22 protein-coding genes are annotated in these 18,387 nt (G+C 59.1%); 8 read left to right on the top strand and 14 right to left on the bottom strand.

Translation table 11 applies throughout. The features are described 5' to 3' along the window. Positions 1–44: 44 nt before the first annotated feature. The 5 genes from mdh to ACTG19_RS10000 form a co-directional block, all read right to left on the bottom strand. On the bottom strand, positions 45–980 hold the full coding sequence (mdh, locus tag ACTG19_RS09980; protein WP_005340384.1) for a malate dehydrogenase: 936 nt from the start codon (positions 978–980) through the stop codon (positions 45–47). A gap of 221 nt (positions 981–1,201) precedes the next feature. Then, complete coding sequence (gene artM, locus ACTG19_RS09985; protein WP_005348902.1) at positions 1,202–1,864, bottom strand: arginine ABC transporter permease ArtM; 663 nt, start codon at positions 1,862–1,864, stop codon at positions 1,202–1,204. A 3-nt stretch (positions 1,865–1,867) separates the two neighbouring features. Further along, on the bottom strand, positions 1,868–2,518 hold the full coding sequence (gene artQ, locus ACTG19_RS09990) for an arginine ABC transporter permease ArtQ (RefSeq protein ID WP_043826111.1): 651 nt from the start codon (positions 2,516–2,518) through the stop codon (positions 1,868–1,870). A gap of 3 nt (positions 2,519–2,521) precedes the next feature. Then, a complete protein-coding gene (locus ACTG19_RS09995) occupies positions 2,522–3,259 on the bottom strand; it encodes a transporter substrate-binding domain-containing protein (protein WP_019445594.1) in 738 nt (245 codons plus the stop codon). A 24-nt stretch (positions 3,260–3,283) separates the two neighbouring features. Beyond that, positions 3,284–4,024, bottom strand: coding sequence for an ATP-binding cassette domain-containing protein (locus tag ACTG19_RS10000; RefSeq protein WP_005357971.1), 741 nt, complete (start codon positions 4,022–4,024; stop codon positions 3,284–3,286). A gap of 201 nt (positions 4,025–4,225) precedes the next feature. On the opposite strand from ACTG19_RS10000, the gene argR reads away from it, so the two are divergent. Further along, positions 4,226–4,696, top strand: coding sequence for a transcriptional regulator ArgR (argR, locus tag ACTG19_RS10005; RefSeq protein ID WP_005340378.1), 471 nt, complete (start codon positions 4,226–4,228; stop codon positions 4,694–4,696). 90 nt (positions 4,697–4,786) lie between these two features. Here the strand turns inward: argR and ACTG19_RS10010 are convergent, their stop codons facing one another. The 5 genes from ACTG19_RS10010 to glnK form a co-directional block, all read right to left on the bottom strand. Continuing rightward, a complete protein-coding gene (locus ACTG19_RS10010) occupies positions 4,787–5,692 on the bottom strand; it encodes a Dyp-type peroxidase (protein WP_005340377.1) in 906 nt (301 codons plus the stop codon). 103 nt (positions 5,693–5,795) lie between these two features. Further along, entirely contained in the window at positions 5,796–6,830 is a 1,035-nt protein-coding gene (locus ACTG19_RS10015) for an ABC transporter ATP-binding protein (RefSeq protein WP_113740094.1), read from the bottom strand. 82 nt (positions 6,831–6,912) lie between these two features. Beyond that, positions 6,913–8,538: an ABC transporter permease gene (locus ACTG19_RS10020; protein ID WP_439989038.1), complete on the bottom strand. Its 1,626-nt coding sequence runs from the start codon at positions 8,536–8,538 to the stop codon at positions 6,913–6,915. A 39-nt stretch (positions 8,539–8,577) separates the two neighbouring features. After that, a complete protein-coding gene (locus tag ACTG19_RS10025) occupies positions 8,578–9,585 on the bottom strand; it encodes a Fe(3+) ABC transporter substrate-binding protein (protein ID WP_005340374.1) in 1,008 nt (335 codons plus the stop codon). Positions 9,586–9,843: 258 nt separating this feature from the next. Continuing rightward, positions 9,844–10,182 (bottom strand): P-II family nitrogen regulator, encoded by a 339-nt coding sequence (gene glnK, locus ACTG19_RS10030; protein WP_005341406.1) that lies wholly within the window; start codon positions 10,180–10,182, stop codon positions 9,844–9,846. A gap of 201 nt (positions 10,183–10,383) precedes the next feature. Here glnK and arfB point away from each other — a divergent pair, with 201 nt between their 5' ends. Further along, positions 10,384–10,800 (top strand): alternative ribosome rescue aminoacyl-tRNA hydrolase ArfB, encoded by a 417-nt coding sequence (gene arfB, locus ACTG19_RS10035; protein WP_019445599.1) that lies wholly within the window; start codon positions 10,384–10,386, stop codon positions 10,798–10,800. 30 nt (positions 10,801–10,830) lie between these two features. Further along, positions 10,831–11,322, top strand: coding sequence for a methylated-DNA--[protein]-cysteine S-methyltransferase (locus tag ACTG19_RS10040; RefSeq protein WP_042656246.1), 492 nt, complete (start codon positions 10,831–10,833; stop codon positions 11,320–11,322). A 360-nt stretch (positions 11,323–11,682) separates the two neighbouring features. Here the strand turns inward: ACTG19_RS10040 and ACTG19_RS10045 are convergent, their stop codons facing one another. The 4 genes from ACTG19_RS10045 to tapT all read right to left on the bottom strand — a co-directional run bounded on the left by ACTG19_RS10045 (position 11,683) and on the right by tapT (position 15,296). Then, complete coding sequence (locus ACTG19_RS10045) at positions 11,683–12,108, bottom strand: hypothetical protein (protein ID WP_005340360.1); 426 nt, start codon at positions 12,106–12,108, stop codon at positions 11,683–11,685. A 194-nt stretch (positions 12,109–12,302) separates the two neighbouring features. Next, a complete protein-coding gene (gene yaaA, locus ACTG19_RS10050) occupies positions 12,303–13,076 on the bottom strand; it encodes a peroxide stress protein YaaA (protein ID WP_206877997.1) in 774 nt (257 codons plus the stop codon). 47 nt (positions 13,077–13,123) lie between these two features. Next, positions 13,124–14,233 carry a type IVa pilus ATPase TapU gene (tapU, locus tag ACTG19_RS10055; protein ID WP_206877998.1) on the bottom strand — a complete coding sequence of 370 codons (1,110 nt, stop codon included), beginning with the start codon at positions 14,231–14,233 and terminating at the stop codon, positions 13,124–13,126. 28 nt (positions 14,234–14,261) lie between these two features. Continuing rightward, a complete protein-coding gene (gene tapT, locus ACTG19_RS10060) occupies positions 14,262–15,296 on the bottom strand; it encodes a type IVa pilus ATPase TapT (protein ID WP_005340354.1) in 1,035 nt (344 codons plus the stop codon). Positions 15,297–15,335: 39 nt separating this feature from the next. On the opposite strand from tapT, the gene ACTG19_RS10065 reads away from it, so the two are divergent. The 5 genes from ACTG19_RS10065 to ACTG19_RS10085 all read left to right on the top strand — a co-directional run bounded on the left by ACTG19_RS10065 (position 15,336) and on the right by ACTG19_RS10085 (position 18,331). Next, positions 15,336–16,037 carry a YggS family pyridoxal phosphate-dependent enzyme gene (locus tag ACTG19_RS10065; protein WP_113740091.1) on the top strand — a complete coding sequence of 234 codons (702 nt, stop codon included), beginning with the start codon at positions 15,336–15,338 and terminating at the stop codon, positions 16,035–16,037. Between the two features lie 141 nt (positions 16,038–16,178). Beyond that, entirely contained in the window at positions 16,179–17,003 is an 825-nt protein-coding gene (gene proC, locus ACTG19_RS10070) for a pyrroline-5-carboxylate reductase (RefSeq protein WP_113740090.1), read from the top strand. An 11-nt stretch (positions 17,004–17,014) separates the two neighbouring features. Next, on the top strand, positions 17,015–17,566 hold the full coding sequence (locus ACTG19_RS10075) for a YggT family protein (protein WP_005340343.1): 552 nt from the start codon (positions 17,015–17,017) through the stop codon (positions 17,564–17,566). After that, a complete protein-coding gene (gene yggU / locus ACTG19_RS10080; protein ID WP_005340341.1) occupies positions 17,566–17,868 on the top strand; it encodes a DUF167 family protein YggU in 303 nt (100 codons plus the stop codon). The genes ACTG19_RS10075 and yggU overlap by 1 nt, the downstream gene beginning before the upstream one ends. Before the next feature lie 43 nt (positions 17,869–17,911). After that, the gene (locus tag ACTG19_RS10085; RefSeq protein WP_005340339.1) at positions 17,912–18,331 is read left to right on the top strand and encodes a DUF4426 domain-containing protein; all 420 of its coding nucleotides are present in this window, start codon (positions 17,912–17,914) and stop codon (positions 18,329–18,331) included. Positions 18,332–18,387 lie beyond the last annotated feature (56 nt).

Raw genomic sequence — 18,387 nt, forward strand, 5'->3', positions numbered from 1 at the left:
TACAAAAGGGAGCCGAAGCTCCCTTGTTGGCACGGTTGACCCGCTTACTTGACGAAATCGACACCCAGCTGGATATCGGCTTTCAGGGTAGCCAGCATGCCTTCCATCGCTTCCTGCTCGAACGCGCTCAGCTTGCCGTAATCCAGTACGGTTTCGACACCGTTCTTGCCCAGCAGTACCGGCTGCGCGAAGAAGGTGGCGTGCTCGCCGTTGCCTTCCACGTAGGCGCACTCAACAACGTTGGCTTCGCCCTGCAGACCCTTGATAAGGGAGAGACCAAAACGGCAAGCCGCCTGACCCATGGAGAGGGTCGCAGAACCGCCACCGGCTTTGGCTTCCACCACTTCGGTACCGGCATTCTGGATGCGCTTGGTCATGGCTGCCACTTCTTCAGCGGTGAAGGAGGCGCCTTCAATCTGGGAGAGCAGCGGCAGAATGGTGACGCCACTGTGACCACCGATCACGTTGACGCGTACCTTGTCGATGTTCAACCCTTTGGCAGCGGCCACGAAGGTCTCGGCGCGGATCACGTCCAGAGTGGTGACACCGAACAGGCGACGCTTGTCATAGACACCGGCTTTCTTCAGCACTTCGGCGGCGATAGCCACAGTGGTGTTGACCGGGTTGGTGATGATGCCGATCAGTGCTTTCGGGCAAGTGGCCGCGCACTTCTCGACCAAATTCTTGACGATACCGGCGTTGATATTGAACAGGTCGGAGCGATCCATCCCCGGCTTGCGTGCCACACCGGCGGAGATCAGCACCACATCGGCCCCAACCAGCGCAGGAGTCGGATCTTCACCGCAGAAGCCCTTGATGGCGACGTCGGTAGGAATATGACTGAGGTCAACGGCCACACCCGGGGTAACCGGGGCGATGTCATACAGGCTCAGCTCGGAGCCAGCCGGCAGACGGTTTTTCAACAGCAGAGCGAGGGCTTGACCGATGCCACCAGCGGCACCCAGAACGGCAACTTTCATGATCAACTCCATGTTTAAGCGTAGGTTTAAGGTTGTTTGTTGTTGTGCGCCCAACCTTAATGGATCCCCCCATAAAAAACAATCTGATAACAGTTGCAGTCACGGGTTCTGTGAGCCACGAAACATGCGGGAGCAAAAATTGGAGGGAAATACAAAAAGTTGGAGGAGAAGCACAGTTTTTCTGCACTTCTCCTTACCATAAAGAGGTAGATTTGAAGGTCTCAGGATTGGAATGCCAGCGCCCGTTTTTCACACCAGCGAAAACCAATTGTTAACAATCCGTTCATCGCCAGATAAAGCCCGCCAGCCACCCCGAACACCGCCAGGGTATCGTAGGTCTGGGCGTTCAACCCCTGCGCCAGCCCCATGATGTCCATGATGGTGATGGTACTGGCGAGGGAGCTCCCCTTGAGCACCAGGATCACCTCGTTGGAGTAGGCAGGCACCAGATGACGGGCGGCGTGGCGCACCTTCATCCACAAGGTCTGGCGGCCATTAAAACCAAGCGCACGACACGCCTCCACCTCACCAGCTGGGATGGCATCGAGCGCCCCCTTGAACAACCGGGTGGAATAGGCCGCCGTGTTTAGGCCCAGCGCCAGCACGGCGCAGAACCAGGGCTGCTTGAGCAACGGCCAGAGCGGGCTGGCTTTCAGCCACTCGAACTGGCCCGGCCCATAGTAAATCAGGAAGATCTGAATGAGCAGCGGCGTCCCGGTAAAGAGCAGCACCCACAGTTGCACCAGCTGGGTCGCCACCGGCAGGCGCAGCTCCAACACCCAGGTCATCAGGGCTGCCAACACAATCCCCAGCAGCAGGCTGAACAGGGTCAGCTCCAGCGTGGTGACAAGACCGCCCAGCAACGTAACGAGATACTCTTGCATCAGTTAGCCTCCGTAGCGGCGGGTGTAGCGGGCAGCCAGCCCGAGGCCATATTCACTCACCAGACTGATGGCCAGATAGATGAGGGCGGCGGCGGCATACCAGGTGAACGGCTCATAGGTACTGGCCGAGGCCATCTGGGCCTGACGCATCATCTCGTTGACCCCGATAAGCGACACCAGCGCGGTATCTTTCAGCAATACCAACCACTGGTTGCCGAGACCCGGCAAGGCATGACGCCACGCCTGCGGCAACACGATGCGAAAGAAGATGTGGCTCTTGCTCAAACCCAGCGCCAGCGCCGCCAGCCGTTGACCTGAAGGCACCGCATTGAGCGCCGCCCGCAGGGTCTGGGTCGCATAGCTGGCGAACAGCAGGGAGAGCGCCAGCACGCCACAGGCGAACGGGCTGAACTCCACATACTCGCCAGTGATGAGGAACAGCACCTGGGTCGAGCCGAAGTAGATGAACAGCACCACCAGCAACTCGGGCAGACCACGGATCAGCGTGGTCAGAGTGGCCACCGGCCACACCAGCGCACGCTGCTTGCTGAGCTCGGCGGCACTGAACGCCAGTGCCAATACCATGCCCCCGACCAGTGATGCCAAGGCCAGCCCGAGGGTCATCCAGGCTGCATCCAACAACAGGCTCAACATGGCTTACTGCGCGAAGTATTTGTCGAAGATTTTCTGATAGGTGCCGTTGGCCTTGATCTCGGCCAGCCCCTTGTTCAGCTGGGTCAGCAGCTCCTGATTGCCCTTGGCGACCGCGATGCCAAAGCCGGTACCGAAGTACTTGGCATCGGTCACTGGCGCACCCACCACCGCATACTCCTTGTGCTGCTTCAGCCAATCGGCAGCAACTGCAGTATCGGCAAAGACACCGTCGGTACGGCCATTCATCATGTCGAGGAAGGCGCTCTGGTAGCTGGCGTACGGCACGGTCAGCAGGCCCTTGCTCACCCAGTTATCCACCAGATAGGACTGGTGAGAGGTACCGTTCTGCACGCCGACAGTCTTGTCTACCATCTCTTCCGGCCCCTTGAAGGCCCCTTTCTTGGCGACGAATACTGCCGAGTTCTCGTAGTAGATGTCAGAGAAATCGACCTGCGCGGAGCGCTCAGGGGTTACGTCCATGGCGGCGATGGCAGCATCGTAGCGACGGAATTTGAGGCTGGGGATCAGGCTGTCAAAGGCCTGGTTGTGGAAGCTGCACTCCAGCTTGGCCTGCTCGCAGATGGCGCGGGCCAGATCGATGTCAAAACCCTGAAACTCGTTCTTGTCATCCAGATATTCGAACGGTGCGTAGGTGGCTTCGGTGGCGAACTTGATCTCTTTGGCCATGACGGAGGTACTCAACAGACCCATGGCAGCAACCAACAACAGACTCTTTTTCATGACAGCTTCCTTATCGATTCAATATCAATGCATCAAGAATTCGGCAAACCGGCTGGTTTGCGGGGATTGGAAAATGGCAGCGGTGCCGGATTCGATGATCCGCCCCTTCTCCAGATAAATCACCTGGCTGGCTACCTTGCGGGCAAAGTCGACCTCGTGGGTCACCACCACCTGGGTAATGCCGGTCTGGCTCAGGTTACGGATGATCTCGGCCACCTCCTTGGTGATCTCGGGATCGAGGGCGGCGGTCGGCTCGTCAAACAGCAGCACTTCCGGGTCCATCATCAGGGTACGGGCAATGGCCACCCGCTGCTGCTGGCCGCCGGAGAGACGTGCCGGCCAGGCATCGCGCTTGTCGGCCAGTTGCAGCTGGGCCAGCAGATAGGCCCCCTTCTCGATAGCGGCCTCCTTGCTCATGCCAAGCACCTTGACCGGCGCTTCAATCAGATTCTCCATCACAGTGAGATGTGGCCAGAGATTGTACTGCTGGAACACCATGCCCACCTTGCGACGCAGCAGTTGGGACTGGCGGTTGAATTCGGCAGCAGAGAGGGAGTTCGGGAAAGAAAATTCACTTTCACCAATCCGCAGAACACCCGCATCCGGGGTATCAAGCAGGTTCATCATCCGTAGCAGGGAACTCTTGCCAGCACCGCTCGGGCCCAGCAACACCAAGGTTTCACCGGGAGATGTTCGAAAGCTGACCTGTTGCAGAACCGGCACCTTGTGCCAGGACTTCTCGATACCTATTAATTCAATACCCATACAGCCCAATTGAATAAGTTTTCAAAATTTCATCCCGATTCTATCCCGAATAAAGGTTGATGCAAGCCATTTTTGAATCAATATGCAGAACAAGCGCCGCTTCCTTGCAAAAAACGGCATATGAATGCAAAATGGCCCCGCTGTTCGTATCTGCCGCCTGTATCGCACAGGCCGCCACACCTCCTCATTCGTGAGACCAAGATGAAACACAACGACAAGCAAGAAAAACTGGCCAAGGCCTTTAAAGCCTTGCTGAAAGAAGAGCGCTTTGGCTCCCAGGCAGAAATCGTCACCGCCCTGCAAGAGCTGGGCTTCGAGAACATCAACCAGTCCAAGGTATCGCGCATGCTGAGCCGCTTCGGCGCCGTTCGCACTCGCAATGCCAAGATGGAGATGGTCTACTGCCTGCCGGTGGAACTGGGCGTGCCCACCACCTCCAGCCCGCTCAAGAATCTGGTGCTGGACGTCGATCACAACGGCGCACTGGTGGTGATCCACACCAGCCCGGGCGCAGCCCAGCTGATCGCCCGCCTGCTCGACTCCCTCGGCAAGGCAGAGGGGATCCTCGGTACCATCGCCGGTGATGACACCATCTTCATCACCCCGACCAGCGACACCGATATCGAAGAGCTCTATCTCTCCGCCCTCGAGCTGTTCGAACAGACTCCGTAATGGCCGCTACCGCGTCATCGCGGTCAAGCCTGAACGAAAAATCCCGGCCAAGGCCGGGATTTTTGTTTTCTGAGTCTTCGTCAGGCGGGCTTATTTGCCCTGCGCCATCAGAAAACCCTCCGATGGGGCGAAGAAAGCCGCGCCGGTCACTGCCTTGGTGAAGCGCAGCAGGTGATCGAAGTGGCTGCCCTCTCCCTTGTACATGCTGGCCAGCATGGCGTTGAAGTGCTGCGGTGTGCGGCAGCAGGAGATGAAGTAGAGCCCCTGCTCGGTCATGGTGCCCCAGGGCATACTCTGGCGCAGGATCTCCATGGACTCCCCTTTCGGCGTCTTGAGATTGACCCGCTTGATGTGGGCGGTCAGCGGCTTGGCGGCAGATTCATACTCGATGTTGTCGGGCTTGGTGCGACCGATAATGTCTTCCTGCTCTTTTTGCGCCAGCTTCTCCCAGTCGCTCATGGCGTGTACCCAGCGCTGGACATGAATGTAGGAGCCACCGGCAAACTCGCCATCGGCCACCAGCGCCACTTCGGCACGGTGTTCATCCTGCGGGTTCTCGGTGCCGTCAACGAAACCGGTCAGGTCACGGAAATCCAGATTGCGGAAGCCACGCACCTCTTCGGCCAGCTCGACCAGTCCGGCCAGCAGCGCCATCACACGGTGACCGGCGTGGTGCAGCACATCCACCCGATCGGCGCGCAGCTGAATAAAGAGATCAAACGGGGTGTTGGGAGCTTCCTGACCGTTGGCGGATTGCGCCATAAAGCTGCGGAACTGGGGCGGACGGGCGGCAGGGTAGAGACCATCCCAGGCGTCGGCGCCAACAGCAACCAGACCGCTGAAACCGGCATCGGGGAAATCGGCGGCGACCGCCTGCCACAGGGCGGGCAGTTTGGCCAAACGGCCGACCAGTTCGGCGGCATCGCCGGTGCGATTGAACATCAGATAGAGGGCGTGCAGATTCGGCTCTGCGCAGATCCCGGCTTGGGCTTTCATATATCTCTCCCCTGAGTAGGCGTTAGCGTTACGGGCTATTTGCGTTGCGCGATTATAAACCAGAGTGGATCCAGTTCTTTGATTTCACGACGATATCACGCGTTCAGGGCAAAGGGTCAAACAACACCAATCCATGGGGGGCAACCTTGATCCGTGCCCGCATCCCATCAAGGGGCTCGCCAATGCTCGCCTCCAGCTGCAGATCGCCACACTCGAACAGCACCCGGCAGTGGTGGCCGAGGAACTGCTGCTCCACCACCTTGAGCTCGCCATCTGCGGCGCTCTCCAGCAGCAGTTGCTGGGGTCGAAGCATCAGCTGCAACTGCTCACCCACTGCGCGGCCATGGGGCTCGCTGCCACAAATGACCCCGAGCGCCGTCTGTACGCAGTGGCTGTCCACCACCTCGGCAGCCAGATAGTTGACCCCACCGAGAAACTCCGCCACGAAGCGGTTTTGCGGACGGCGATAGAGCTGCTCCGGCTGGCCCACCTGTTCGATGTGACCGGCACGAAACAGCGCCAGCCGATCGGCGAAGGCAAACGCCTCCTCCTTGCTGTGGCTGACGAAGATGGCGCCAATCCCTTGCTGCTTGAGCAGGGCGCGGATCTCGAGGATCAACTTCATCCGCACCTGGGTGTCGATGTTGGAGAAGGGTTCATCCAGCAGCATCAGCCGCGGCTTGCACACCAGCGCCCTGGCGATGGCTACCCGCTGCTGCTGGCCGCCGGAGAGCTGGTGCGGATAGCGATCCCCCAGCCCCTGCAGATTGACCAGCGCCAGCGCCTCGTCCACCTGCTGCTGGCGGGCACGGCGCTCGAGTTTGGTCAGACCGAAGCCGACGTTGTCGGCCACCGTCAGGTGGGGAAAGAGGGCGTAATCCTGAAAGATCATCCCGATATTGCGCGCCTCGGGCGGCATGCTGGCACCCGACCCGTCGAGCAGGGTATCGCCGAGGCGGATCGTCCCCTCTGCCAGCGGCAGCAGGCCGGCGATGGCCTTGAGCAGCGTGGTTTTGCCGCAGCCACTCGCTCCCAGCAGGCAGACGATCTCGTTGTCTGCCACAGTCAGGGACAAATGTTCCAGCACATTGCGGCCGTTGTAACGGCAGCTGACATTTTCAACCTGCAAACAGGACAAGGCTGACTTCCTCTCGTTTCTGGCGGCGCGCAGCCTTTCGGTTCAGCGCACCGCATGCAATTTCATTGGCCGACGTGGCGACTCAGTGGCCGGGACTATCCAGAGTGCGGTTGACCCAGATCAGCGGCAACAGCCCCACCAGCACGATGACGATGGCCCCCAGCGCGCCGCGCTCCAGCATTTCGTCCGAGACGAACTGGTAGACGTGGGTCGCCAAAGTATCGAAGTTGAACGGCCGCAGCAGCAGGGCGGCGGGCAGCTCCTTCATGGATTCGATAAACACCAGCATGGCACCGGCAAACAGACCCCGGCGCACCAGCGGCAGATGAACCCGCCGCAGCATGCCGCCATCCCCTTGCCCCAGAGAGCGGGCCGCCATGTCGAGGCTGGGGGAGATCTTGCCCATGCTGCTCTCCACCGAGCCGATGGCGATGGCCACGAAGCGCACCAGATAGCCGAACACGATGGCGGTGATGGTACCGGTCAGCAGCAAGCCCGGCCCCTGACGCCCGAGCCATTCGGCCAGATCGTTGATGGCAAAGTCGAGGGCGGTGAGCGGGACCAGCACCCCGATGGCGAGCACGGTGCCCGGCATGGCGTAACCCATGGCGGCGATGCGCAGGGGCAGCAAACTCTTGAACCCGCCATCGAGACGGCGGAAGAAGCCGAGCAGCAGGGCGATGCCCATCGCCAGCAGAGCGGTCAGCGCCGAGATAGCCAAGCTGTTGCCGGCGAAGCGGACAAACTCCGGCGTCCACGACAACTCGAAGTAGCGCACCCCGTAGTCCAGCAGGATGACGAATGGCAGGCCGAAACCGGCCAGCACCAGCCCCCAGCACCAGAGACCGGCCAGAGCGCGACTCATCCCCTTGAGAGGATAGCGCAGCGGCTGCTCATGGCCCATGGACTTCTGGAACACCTGCTGCCTGCTGCGCGAGCGGCGCTCCAGCGCGATCAGCAGCACCACCGCCAGCAGCATCAGGCAGGAGAGCTTGGCCGCGGTGGCCAGACTGCCATAGCCGAGCCAGGTGTCGTAGACCGCCGTGGTCAGGGTGTTGATGGCAAAGAAGTGGACGGTGGCGAAATCGGCCAGCGTCTCCATGGCCACCAGCGATACCGCCACCATGATGGCGGGGCGTGCCAGCGGCAGACTGAGGCGGCGAAAACTCTGCCACGGGGTACAGCCGAGCAGGCGGCTGGAGTGGATCAGGCTGACTGACTGCTCGAGAAAAGAGGCGCGGGTCAGCAAATAGACATAGGGGAACAGCACCAGCGCCAGCACCCAGGAGGCGCCGCCAAGGGAGCGAATGGCCGGAAACCAGTAATCGGCTGGACTGTTCCAGCTAAAGAGCGCTCGCAACTCGGCTTGTAGCGGGCCCGAGTAATCGAGCAAGTCGGTATAGACGTAGGCGACGATATAGGAGGGCATGGCCATTGGCAGCATCAAGGCCCACTGCAGGGCTCGGCGCCCCGGCACCTGACACATGGCCACCAGCCAGGCGGTGGGCACGCCAAATAGCAGGCTTAGCAATACTACGCCGACCACCAGCCCCAGGGTATTGCCCAAATAATCGAGCAGCACGGTATCGGCGAGGTGGCGAAAGAGCTCTCCCTCAGCCGAGAAGGCAGAGAAAAGCAGGGCTATAACCGGTAAACCCAGCAGCAGGGCGATGGCCCAGCTGCCGGTCATCCATCCAAAATTTTTCATGAGACCACAGATGTTGATGGGGCCGTTGGCCCCATCTAATTACAAGTCGAACTTCACTTCATCCAGCAACTGCAAGGCGTCCTTGCGGTGCTTGGCGTAATCGCTGACCGGTAGTGCGTCAGACTTGAAACTGCCCCAGGACTTGACCATGGCGGAAGGCTCGACTCCGGCCTTGACCGGATATTCGGCGTTCACGTCCGCATACATGTGCTGGGCGGTATCACCAGCCAGAAACTCCATCAGCTTCTGGGCCTCGGCCTTGTTCTTGGCATACTTGGTCATGGCCACGCCGCTCACGTTGACGTGGGCACCGCGGTCAGCCTGGTTCGGGAAGTTGATATAGACTGCATCCGCCCAGGACTTCTGCGCCGGATCTTTCAACATGGCGCCCAGATAGTAGCTGTTGCCGAGCGACACGTCACAGATACCATCCTTGATCGCCTTGACCTGATCCCGGTCGTTGCCCTGCGGCTTGCGCGCCAGGTTGGCCTTGACCCCTTCCAGCCAGGTTTTGGTCTCGGCCATGCCGTGATGGGCAATCATAGAGGAGACCAGCGCCACATTGTACTCATGCTTGCCGCTGCGGGTGCAGATTTTTCCTTTGAATTCAGGCTTGGCCAAGTCTTCGTAGCTGATGGTGTCGAGCTTGCCGAGGCGATCCTTGCTGGAGTAGATGGCGCGCACCCGGGTGGTCAGGGCGAACCAGCGATTCTCCGGATCACGATAGATGGCGGGGATGTTCTCCTGCAGGATCTTGCTGTCCACCGGCTGCACCAGCCCCTTGTCCACCAGATCGGTCAGACGGCTGATATCAACGGTCAGCATCAGGTCGGCCGGAGAGAGCTTGCCTTCCCGCTCCAGACGCTCGTTCAACCCCTCTTTGGCGAACACCACGTTCACCTTGATGCCAGATTCCTTCTCGAACTGCTGGATGATGGGCTTGATCAGCTCATCCTGCCGGTTGGAGTAGACATTCACTTCCCCGGCCGCCAATGCCGACTGAGCTGCCAACGCAGAGAAAGCCAGTGCCAACATCTTCATTTTCATCATCCATTCCTTGATTAGCTATACAGAGTGATAACGATTTCCGTTTGCATTCTGCATACATCTTATAAGCGGATCAAGAAAGCTCGCCGTCGCCACATCACATATTTAATCGCCCATAAATGAAAAGGGCCGGATGGAATCCCATTCGGCCTCTTCTGAGCAAAACGTTATGTTGATCAGGCTTCAATAAGCGCTCACTCCATCGGGATTCCCCGAGATCGGGAGGTCAACAGATCTGTACGTCACTGATGCGGTTCATCACAGCGCCTCGTCGTCACTCTCGCCGGTGCGGATGCGCACCGCTTGCAGCAAGTCGTAGACAAAAATCTTGCCGTCGCCGATCTTGCCGGTATAGGCCGCCTTGCAGATCGCCTCGATCACCCCTTCCACGTTATCATCGGCGGTAGCAATCTCCAGCTTCACCTTGGGCAGGAAGTCGACCTGATACTCGGCTCCCCGGTATAATTCGGTGTGTCCCTTCTGGCGGCCAAATCCCTTGACCTCGGACACGGTCAGCCCTTCCACCCCCAGGTTGGCAATAGCCTCGCGGACATCGTCCAACTTGAACGGTTTGATAATCGCACTAATCAGCTTCATCTGGTTGCTCCCAATCCATGGTGTGTCATGAATCGGGTTTCAATTCTTATGCCAAGTATTTTTATTGTTTTATTTCATATAGATAGAGTTTAATGTCGGCGCCATTCGCCAGGTACATCCCCATAACAGGCCAGCACGCCCCATAATGAGGCACCATGCTGCAGCGGTCAGCGGGTATGCACCAAACAAGAGCAAAACAGCATGTTAGTTATCTCCAACAGCGTCACAATTCCCTGGCATGAGCTGCAATTTCAGACCATGCGGGCACAGGGCAACGGTGGACAGCACGTCAACAAGACCGACTCCGCCGTCTGGTTGCGCTTCGATTACCGCAACTCTCCCAGCCTGACGCCCCTCTACAAGGAGGGTCTCGACAAGCTGAGCGACAGCCGGGTACACGATGGCTTTGTACTGATCCGGGTCGAGAGCCATCGCAGCCAGGACATGAACCGCAAGGAGGCGATGAGCCGTCTGGTGGAGTTGCTGAAAAAAGCAGCCTGGCGCCCCAAGGCTCGTCATGCCACCAAGCCGACCCGCAGCTCCCAGCGCAAACGGGTCGATGCCAAAAAGCGCAAGGGGGATATCAAGTCCGCCCGCGGCAAACCGGTTCTGGACTGAGCCCCCCCGACCCCCAAAGGATGTCAGCCGATGAGATACAGTTTTTGCGACAGCGCCCGCGGCCCGCTGCTCATTGCCATCAATCAGGATGGTCTGCGCTATGTGGAGTTCGTGCGGGGGGAGCAGCCGGTAACTCCGACCGATGAGTGGCAGCGTGATGACCTGGCTCTTGCTCCTTTCGTCGAGCAGTTCACCGCCTATTTTGCCGGAAAATTGCAGCAGTTCGATCTGCCCATGGCAGCGAAGGGCACTCCGTTTCAGCAAACGGTATGGAACGCTTTGTGTGATATCCCCTATGGCGAGACCGTGAGCTATCTCGAGATTGCCCAGGCTATCGGCAATCCCAAGGCGGTACGGGCGGTAGGCGCTGCCAATGGCCGCAATCCGCTGAGCATCATAGTGCCCTGCCATCGAGTGATCGGACGTAGCGGCGAGCTGACCGGCTATGCTGGCGGCATTCCCATCAAGCGCTGGTTGCTGGCACTGGAACAGGCAGGCACAACATTCGAGCTGGCCCCATGACACGATGACCACCCCGGAGAGGGACGGGACAATATCGTGACCAGCATGAAAAGGCTTTCAGCCAGTGGCCACGCTTTGCTGACAAGATGAACAGAAAATGAAGAATCGCCTCAGAACTACTTCAGATTGAGCTTGGCATGATGGCTCCATACTTGAATGGCACGGCTCATTCGCTGATTCAAGTAGCACCCATGTGACGCTTCCAATCTGTCTTTTTCCCCGCGCCTCCTCTGAGGCGCTTTTTTTGTGCCAACACAACAGGCCACCACCCGGGTTGAGTGGCCTGAGCGCCACAAAATCTACATCCGCCCAAAAACCAAGAGGCGAAGGATCATCCTTCGCCTCTGACGTAACAGCGGGCTACTCGCTCTGGGGCAGGAACTGCAGTTCCGGCGCCGAGGAGGTCAGCACATCGGCGCAATAATCCCAGGTCGAGATGCGATAGTGCTGCAGATCTTCATCCAGATGCAGACCATCCGACTCCTGATGGAACCAGCTGGCAAAACGGGATGGGGTGATGAGCTGGATCTGCTCTTCGATGGCATGACTATCCTTCCCCTCGGCCAGATCGCAATCTTCGATAACCCGCAGGGCGTAGATATGGCGAAAATAGACCCGGCAGAGAATTTGCGGGGGCAGATCGATGCTGCGTGCCCGCCCCAGCATGATGGTCAGAGAGTCGCTCCAAAGATCCTGATGCAGCTCGGCCACAACCAGACCGGGCGGTAGCTGGCGGGACGGAGCCCAAGGGACGGCAACCTGCCGAATGGCATTTTTCTGTTCCATATTCACCTCACGACGACTCGCTCCCTGTCTTGAGTCTATCTGAACCACATAGTCCCGGCGAAGGCAATCGATGGACAATAAAAACGGCAATAAAAAAGCCGACGTATCAAACGTCGGCGAATAAAAAGTGCTTACAACAGAGGATTCACATATTCAGACCCGCGGGTCGAAAGATTGGTTCCCTCTTTTTGTAATTAATTTTCGGCGCGTTTAAACATCAGGGTATTGGCGTCCGACTCTTCCGCCACGAAGTAGTAGCCCTCGGCGTTGAAACCGGTCAGCTGCTCCACCTCGGTCAGACGGTGCTTGATGATGTGGCGGGCCATCATGCCGCGCGCCTTCTTGGCGTAGAAGCTGATGATCTTGAACTGACCGTTCTTCTCATCCTTGAACACCGGCGTGACGATCCGCCCTTTCAGGCTCTGGGGGCGTACCGACTTGAAATACTCGTCGGAGGCCAGATTGATCAACACTTCATCCCCCTGCGCTGCCAGCGCGTCGTTGAGATGGTGAGTGATCACCTCGCCCCAGAACTGGTAGAGATCCTTACCGCGATCATTGTCGAGCTTGGTCCCCATCTCCAGCCGATAGGGCATCATCAGGTCGAGGGGGCGAAGCACGCCGTAGAGGCCGGAGAGCATCCGCAAGTGTGCCTGAGCGAAGTCAAAATCGGCCTCGCTAAAATCCTCCACCGCCAAACCGGTGTAGACATCCCCCTTGAAGGCCAGCAGCGCCTGACGGGCGTTGGCGGGGGTGAAATCTGGCTGCCACTCGGCAAAACGGGCGGCATTGAGACCGGCCAGCTTGTCGCTGATCTTCATCAGTGTGGCGATCTGGTCCGGGCTCAGTTGGCGGGCCCGGCTAATCAGTTCGGCGGAGTGATCCAGCAGCTCGGGTTGGGTGAAACGGGGAGTCACCAGCGGTGACTCGTAATCCAGCGTCTTGGCCGGGGAAACCACAATCAGCATAACGTTCCTTTATGGCGAGGGGCCGAACGGCGGAGCAGCCCCATGATTCATTCATCCAGCGTCACATTGTCCAGCGTGCCGGTGCCGAGCCGCTCGCGACCGGAGAGCTTGATCAGCAGTCGCAGGTCGTTGGCCGAGTCAGCGTGGGCGAGTGCCTCACTGTAGCCAATCTGGCCGGCGCAGAACAGGCTGAAGAGCGCCTGATCGAAGGTCTGCATACCCAGCTCGGTCGATTTGGTCATCACCTCCTTGAGGCGATGCATCTCTCCCTTGCGGATAATGTCGGTGATGAGCGGGGTATTGAGCAGGATCTCGAACGCGGCGCAGCGCCGCTTGCCATCCATACTCGGCACCAGCTGCTGGGCGACGATGGCCTTGAGGTTGAAAGAGAGATCGAACAGGAACTGGCGGTGTTTGTCTTGCGGCACCAGATGGAGGATGCGATCCAGCGCCTGGTTGGCATTGTTGGCATGCAAAGTGGCGAGACAAAGGTGTCCCGTCTCGGCGAATTGCAGGGCAAACTCCATGGTCTCCTGACTGCGGATCTCGCCGATCAGGATCACGTCCGGCGCCTGACGCAGCGAACTTTTCAGCGCCACATCGAACGACTCGGTGTCGATCCCCACCTCTCGCTGGGTCACCAGACTGCGACCATGCTGATGGACGAACTCCACCGGATCTTCCACCGTCAGAATGTGACCATCGGCATGCTGGTTGCGATAGCCGATCATCGCCGCCTGGGTAGTCGATTTGCCCGCCCCGGTGGCGCCAACAAACAGCACCAGTCCCCGCTTGGCCATCGCCACCTCTTGCAGGATCTTGGGTAGCTGCAAATCTTCAAAGGTGGGAATGCGGGTCTCGATACGCCGTACCACCATGCCGGGCAGCTCCTGCTGCCAGAAGGCGCTGACCCGAAACCGGCCCAAGGTTTCACGGTGAATCGCGTAGTTGGCCTCCTTGGTGCGGATATAGCGCTCGAAGTGATCGCTGCTGAGGGTATCCCTGACCAGCGTCAGTGCCCCCTTCTTGTCAAGCGTTTCGCCCCCCAGCGACACCAGATGGCCATTCACCTTGAGGGTGGGCGGCGAGCCCACCGTCACAAACAGATCCGATCCCTTTCGCTCGACCAGCTCGCTCAGCAGATCATCCAGATTCATCATCTATCCCTCCCTGGGTGCGAGTCTCTTAAATGCTGTTGGGATCGACGGCCTTGGCCTTGGCATCGAGGGATGCCACCACGCCACGACTCACCAGCTGCTTGAGGCTCTGATCCATGGTCTGCATACCGTGGGTCATCCCGGTCTGGATCACCGAGTAGAGCTGGGCAATCTTGTCCTCCCGAATGAGGTTACGCACCGCCGGAATGCCCATCATGATCTCGTGGGCCGCCACCCGGCCGCCGCCAATGCGCTTGAGCAGGGTCTGGGAGATGACCGCCCGCAGGGATTCGGAGAGCATGGAGCGCACCATGTCCTTCTCCGCACCTGGGAAGACGTCAATGATACGGTCGATGGTCTTGGCCGCCGACGAGGTGTGCAGGGTGCCAAACACCAGATGGCCAGTTTCGGCGGCGGTCATGGCCAAACGAATGGTCTCAAGGTCACGCATCTCGCCCACCAGAATGATGTCCGGGTCTTCCCGCAGTGCTGAGCGCAAAGCGTTGCTGAAGCTCTTGGTATCGCGGTGCACTTCCCGCTGGTTCACCAGACAGCGCTTGTTCTCGTGGACGAATTCGATGGGGTCTTCGATGGTGAGGATATGGTGATGGAAGTTCTCGTTGATGTAGTTGACCATGGCCGCCAGGGTGGTCGATTTACCGGAACCGGTCGGGCCGGTCACCAACACCAAACCCCGCGGGAACTCGGCGATCTTGCGGAAGATCTCCGGCGCATCGAGATCCTCGAGGCTCAGCACAGTGCTGGGGATGGTACGAAATACCGCGCCCGAGCCGCGCGCCTGCTGGAAGGCGTTAACCCGGAAACGGGCCAGATTGGGTACCTCGAACGAGAAGTCGACCTCGAAGTTCTCCTCCAGCTCCTTGCGCTGATGGTCGTTCATGATGTCGTAAATGAGGGCATGCACTTCCCGGTGTTCCAGGGCGGGCAAATTGATCTTGCGAACCTCACCATCAACCCTGATCATCGGGGGAACCCCGGCCGAGAGGTGTAGATCCGAGGCTTTATGCTTTACACTGAAAGCCAATAACTCTGTGATATCCATAGACTTGTCATTCTCCCATCACAAGATCACTAACGAAATATGAACCAGATTGCCCAGCACCTGTTTCAGGTAAAGGAACGTATTGCCCAGGGCGCCGAACGGGCGAGCCGCAACCTGCAGCAGATCCGCCTGCTGGCAGTGAGCAAGACCAAACCTGTCGAGGCCATCATGGCTGCCCATGCCGCAGGTCAGCGCTGCTTTGGCGAATCCTACGCCCAGGAAGCAGCGGCCAAGATCGATACCTTGCGCCAGCAGCCGGAATATAGCGACATAGAGTGGCACTTTATCGGCCCTTTGCAATCGAACAAATCCAAACTGGTTGCCGAACGGTTTGACTGGGTGCAGAGCGTGGATCGGGACAAGCTGATCGACCGCCTCAACAACCAGCGCCCAACTACAATGGCACCGCTAAATGTTTGTCTGCAAATCAATATTAGCGGAGAGAGCAGCAAATCCGGAACGTCGGAACAAGAGATTTTCCGCCTTGCCGAGCTGGTCTCTCAAAGTGAGCGACTGGTGCTGCGGGGGCTGATGGCCATTCCCGAGCACACCAGTGACGAGAGCGTACTGGCTGCCCAAATGACCCGTATGCAGACTCTGTTCACCGAGCTTGCGCGACAATACCCCACGGTGGATACCCTCTCGATGGGGATGACCGAGGATCTTGAACTGGCGATAGCCCACGGCAGCACCATGGTGCGGGTGGGCACCGCCATCTTCGGCGCCCGTGACTACTCATAGGCAAGGCCAGCGGATAACCCATACGTCCGCCTCTTGCCCGACTTCATCAACAGGAGCGTTTGATGGAACACCGAATTCTGGCGTCAGGTGGTGCAGGCAGCGCCAACCCCGCCGCGACCCCATGTGCTACAGGAGCATCTGATGCAGCATAGAACGCTGGCCTTTATCGGCGCGGGCAACATGAGCCGCAGCATCATCGCCGGACTGGTCAAGGCGGGTTATCCCGCCGGGCAGATCACGGCTGCCAACCCCAGTCTGCCCAAGCTGGAGGCGCTGGCGAGCGACTACGGCATTCGCATCACCCAGAGTAATGCCGAGGCGGCCCGTGACGCCGAAGTGATCGTGCTGGCGGTCAAGCCGCAGTTGATGGCCGGCATGCTGGCAGCACTGGTTGAAGAGCTGGGCTCCCTTGAAGGCAAGCTGCTCATCTCCATCGCGGCCGGTATCAAGGTTGCGCGCCTTGGCGAGATGGCCGGTGGCCACGACCGCATCATCCGCACCATGCCCAATACCGCGGCCCTGCTGGGTCTGGGCATGACCGGTCTCTACGCGCCCGTGCATATTGGAGCCAGTGATCGCAACTTTGCCGAGCAGATGATGCAGGCGGTCGGCAAGACCCTCTGGGTGGAGCAGGAGTCTGGCATCAACGGCGTCATCGCTGCTGCGGGCAGTGCTCCGGCCTACTTCTTCCTCTTTATGCAGGCGATCGCCGAAGAGGCGGAGGCACTGGGCTTCTCGCCCGATCAGGCACGCCTGCTGGTGCAGCAGACCGCGCTGGGCGCAGCCGCCATGGTGGAGCAAAACCCGGAGCTGTCGCTGCAAACCCTGCGTGAGCAGGTCACCAGCAAGGGCGGCACCACAGCCGAAGCCATCAAGACATTCCAGCAGCAGGGGCTGATGCCGCTGACTGCGCAAGCCATGCAGGCGGCCGTTGCTCGCGCCACCGAAATGGAAACCCTCTTCTAACAGGAGCCCAGATGAACACAGCTTACTTTCTGATTAACACCGTTTTCGATCTCTACCTGATGGTGATCCTGCTGCGCGTCTGGCTGCAGTGGGCCCGCGCCGACTTCTACAACCCGATGAGCCAGATGGTGGTCAAGCTGACCAATCCGCTGGTGATCCCGCTGCGCCGAGTTATCCCTGGCTTTGGCGGCATCGATCTCGCCTCCGTGGTGCTGGCGCTGGCTGTCGCCTTCCTCAAGCTGGCCCTGCTCAAGAGCATGAACGTACTGCTGGCGGACTGGCTCAGCATCAGCCTGTTTGCCGCGCTGACCGTGCTGAAGAAAGCGGGCTCGATGATCTTCTGGGTACTGCTGATCCGCGCCATCCTGAGCTGGGTCAGCCAGGGCCGCAACCCCATCGAATACGTGATGCATCAGCTGACCGAGCCGTTCCTCGCCCCTATCCGCCGCGTACTGCCGGCACTGGGCGGACTGGATCTCTCGGTGTTAGTCGCCTTTATCGGCCTGCAAGCCATCAACTACCTGCTGGGTGACCTGTTTGGCCAGCTGTGGTGGATGATTTGATGCCAGCCGTCCTGCAACAAGGGGATGAACTGGTACTGCATCTGGTGATCCAGCCCAAGGCGAGTCGGGATCAGATCATCGGATTGCATGGCGAAGAGCTGAAAGTGGCCATCACGGCGCCGCCCGTCGATGGCCAGGCCAACAGCCATCTGATCAAGTTTCTGGCCAAGCAGTTCAAGGTGGCCAAGGGACAGATCACCATAGTGCGGGGCGAGCTGGGGCGACACAAAACCGTCGCCATCGACAGCCCCAAACAGTTGCCGCAAGAAGTGAGTGCGCTGCTGAATGACACGCAAGGCTGAATGAATCGGCCTGCGCCAACCGTAGATATGAGAGGGATGACAGATGAAAACAGCCTGGATGAGTGGCCTGCTGGCACTGCTGATGACACTGCCGCTCAAGGCAGAACAGATGAAGGAGCTGGGGCCCTGGTTGGTGCACTACAACGCCTTCAACTCCAGCTTCCTCACACCCGAGGTCGCCAAGGCGTATGGACTGGAGCGCAGCCGCTACAACGCCATCATCAATATCGCGGTACAGGACAAGCAGAAAGTGGCGCAAGCCGTGGGGATCACCGGTGAGGCCAAGAACCTGACCGGCACCATCCGCACCCTGAACTTTCAGGAGGTAAAAGAGGGGGATGCCATCTACTATCTGGCGACCCTCCCCTACCGCAACGAAGATACCTATCAGTTCACCCTGAAGATCATGGGCGGTGGGCAGCAACAGAACCTCAGCTTCCAGCAGACCTTCTACGTCGACTGAGCAGCAACAAGAAGCCCCGAACAAGGCCGGGGCTTCATTTTATCCATATGACAAGG

It is taken from the genome of Aeromonas sp. 3P (assembly GCF_051919745.1).
Taxonomy (GTDB): Bacteria; Pseudomonadota; Gammaproteobacteria; order Enterobacterales; family Aeromonadaceae; genus Aeromonas; species Aeromonas veronii.

Excerpts from the sequence above, each read along its gene's own strand:
- ACTG19_RS10075 (WP_005340343.1), top strand. The coding sequence starts at position 17,015 with ATGAACACAGCTTACTTTCTGATTAACACCGTTTTCGATCTCTACCTG.
- arfB (WP_019445599.1), top strand. The coding sequence starts at position 10,384 with ATGTTAGTTATCTCCAACAGCGTCACAATTCCCTGGCATGAGCTGCAA.
- ACTG19_RS10000 (WP_005357971.1), bottom strand. The coding sequence starts at position 4,024 with ATGGGTATTGAATTAATAGGTATCGAGAAGTCCTGGCACAAGGTGCCG.
- artM (WP_005348902.1), bottom strand. The coding sequence starts at position 1,864 with ATGCAAGAGTATCTCGTTACGTTGCTGGGCGGTCTTGTCACCACGCTG.
- ACTG19_RS10025 (WP_005340374.1), bottom strand. The coding sequence starts at position 9,585 with ATGAAAATGAAGATGTTGGCACTGGCTTTCTCTGCGTTGGCAGCTCAG.
- argR (WP_005340378.1), top strand. The coding sequence starts at position 4,226 with ATGAAACACAACGACAAGCAAGAAAAACTGGCCAAGGCCTTTAAAGCC.
- ACTG19_RS09995 (WP_019445594.1), bottom strand. The coding sequence starts at position 3,259 with ATGAAAAAGAGTCTGTTGTTGGTTGCTGCCATGGGTCTGTTGAGTACC.
- tapU (WP_206877998.1), bottom strand. The coding sequence starts at position 14,233 with ATGAATCTGGATGATCTGCTGAGCGAGCTGGTCGAGCGAAAGGGATCG.
- ACTG19_RS10065 (WP_113740091.1), top strand. The coding sequence starts at position 15,336 with ATGAACCAGATTGCCCAGCACCTGTTTCAGGTAAAGGAACGTATTGCC.
- proC (WP_113740090.1), top strand. The coding sequence starts at position 16,179 with ATGCAGCATAGAACGCTGGCCTTTATCGGCGCGGGCAACATGAGCCGC.
- ACTG19_RS10040 (WP_042656246.1), top strand. The coding sequence starts at position 10,831 with ATGAGATACAGTTTTTGCGACAGCGCCCGCGGCCCGCTGCTCATTGCC.
- yaaA (WP_206877997.1), bottom strand. The coding sequence starts at position 13,076 with ATGCTGATTGTGGTTTCCCCGGCCAAGACGCTGGATTACGAGTCACCG.
- tapT (WP_005340354.1), bottom strand. The coding sequence starts at position 15,296 with ATGGATATCACAGAGTTATTGGCTTTCAGTGTAAAGCATAAAGCCTCG.
- ACTG19_RS10085 (WP_005340339.1), top strand. The coding sequence starts at position 17,912 with ATGAAAACAGCCTGGATGAGTGGCCTGCTGGCACTGCTGATGACACTG.
- glnK (WP_005341406.1), bottom strand. The coding sequence starts at position 10,182 with ATGAAGCTGATTAGTGCGATTATCAAACCGTTCAAGTTGGACGATGTC.
- ACTG19_RS10010 (WP_005340377.1), bottom strand. The coding sequence starts at position 5,692 with ATGAAAGCCCAAGCCGGGATCTGCGCAGAGCCGAATCTGCACGCCCTC.
- yggU (WP_005340341.1), top strand. The coding sequence starts at position 17,566 with ATGCCAGCCGTCCTGCAACAAGGGGATGAACTGGTACTGCATCTGGTG.
- artQ (WP_043826111.1), bottom strand. The coding sequence starts at position 2,518 with ATGTTGAGCCTGTTGTTGGATGCAGCCTGGATGACCCTCGGGCTGGCC.
- ACTG19_RS10045 (WP_005340360.1), bottom strand. The coding sequence starts at position 12,108 with ATGGAACAGAAAAATGCCATTCGGCAGGTTGCCGTCCCTTGGGCTCCG.
- ACTG19_RS10020 (WP_439989038.1), bottom strand. The coding sequence starts at position 8,538 with ATGAAAAATTTTGGATGGATGACCGGCAGCTGGGCCATCGCCCTGCTG.
- mdh (WP_005340384.1), bottom strand. The coding sequence starts at position 980 with ATGAAAGTTGCCGTTCTGGGTGCCGCTGGTGGCATCGGTCAAGCCCTC.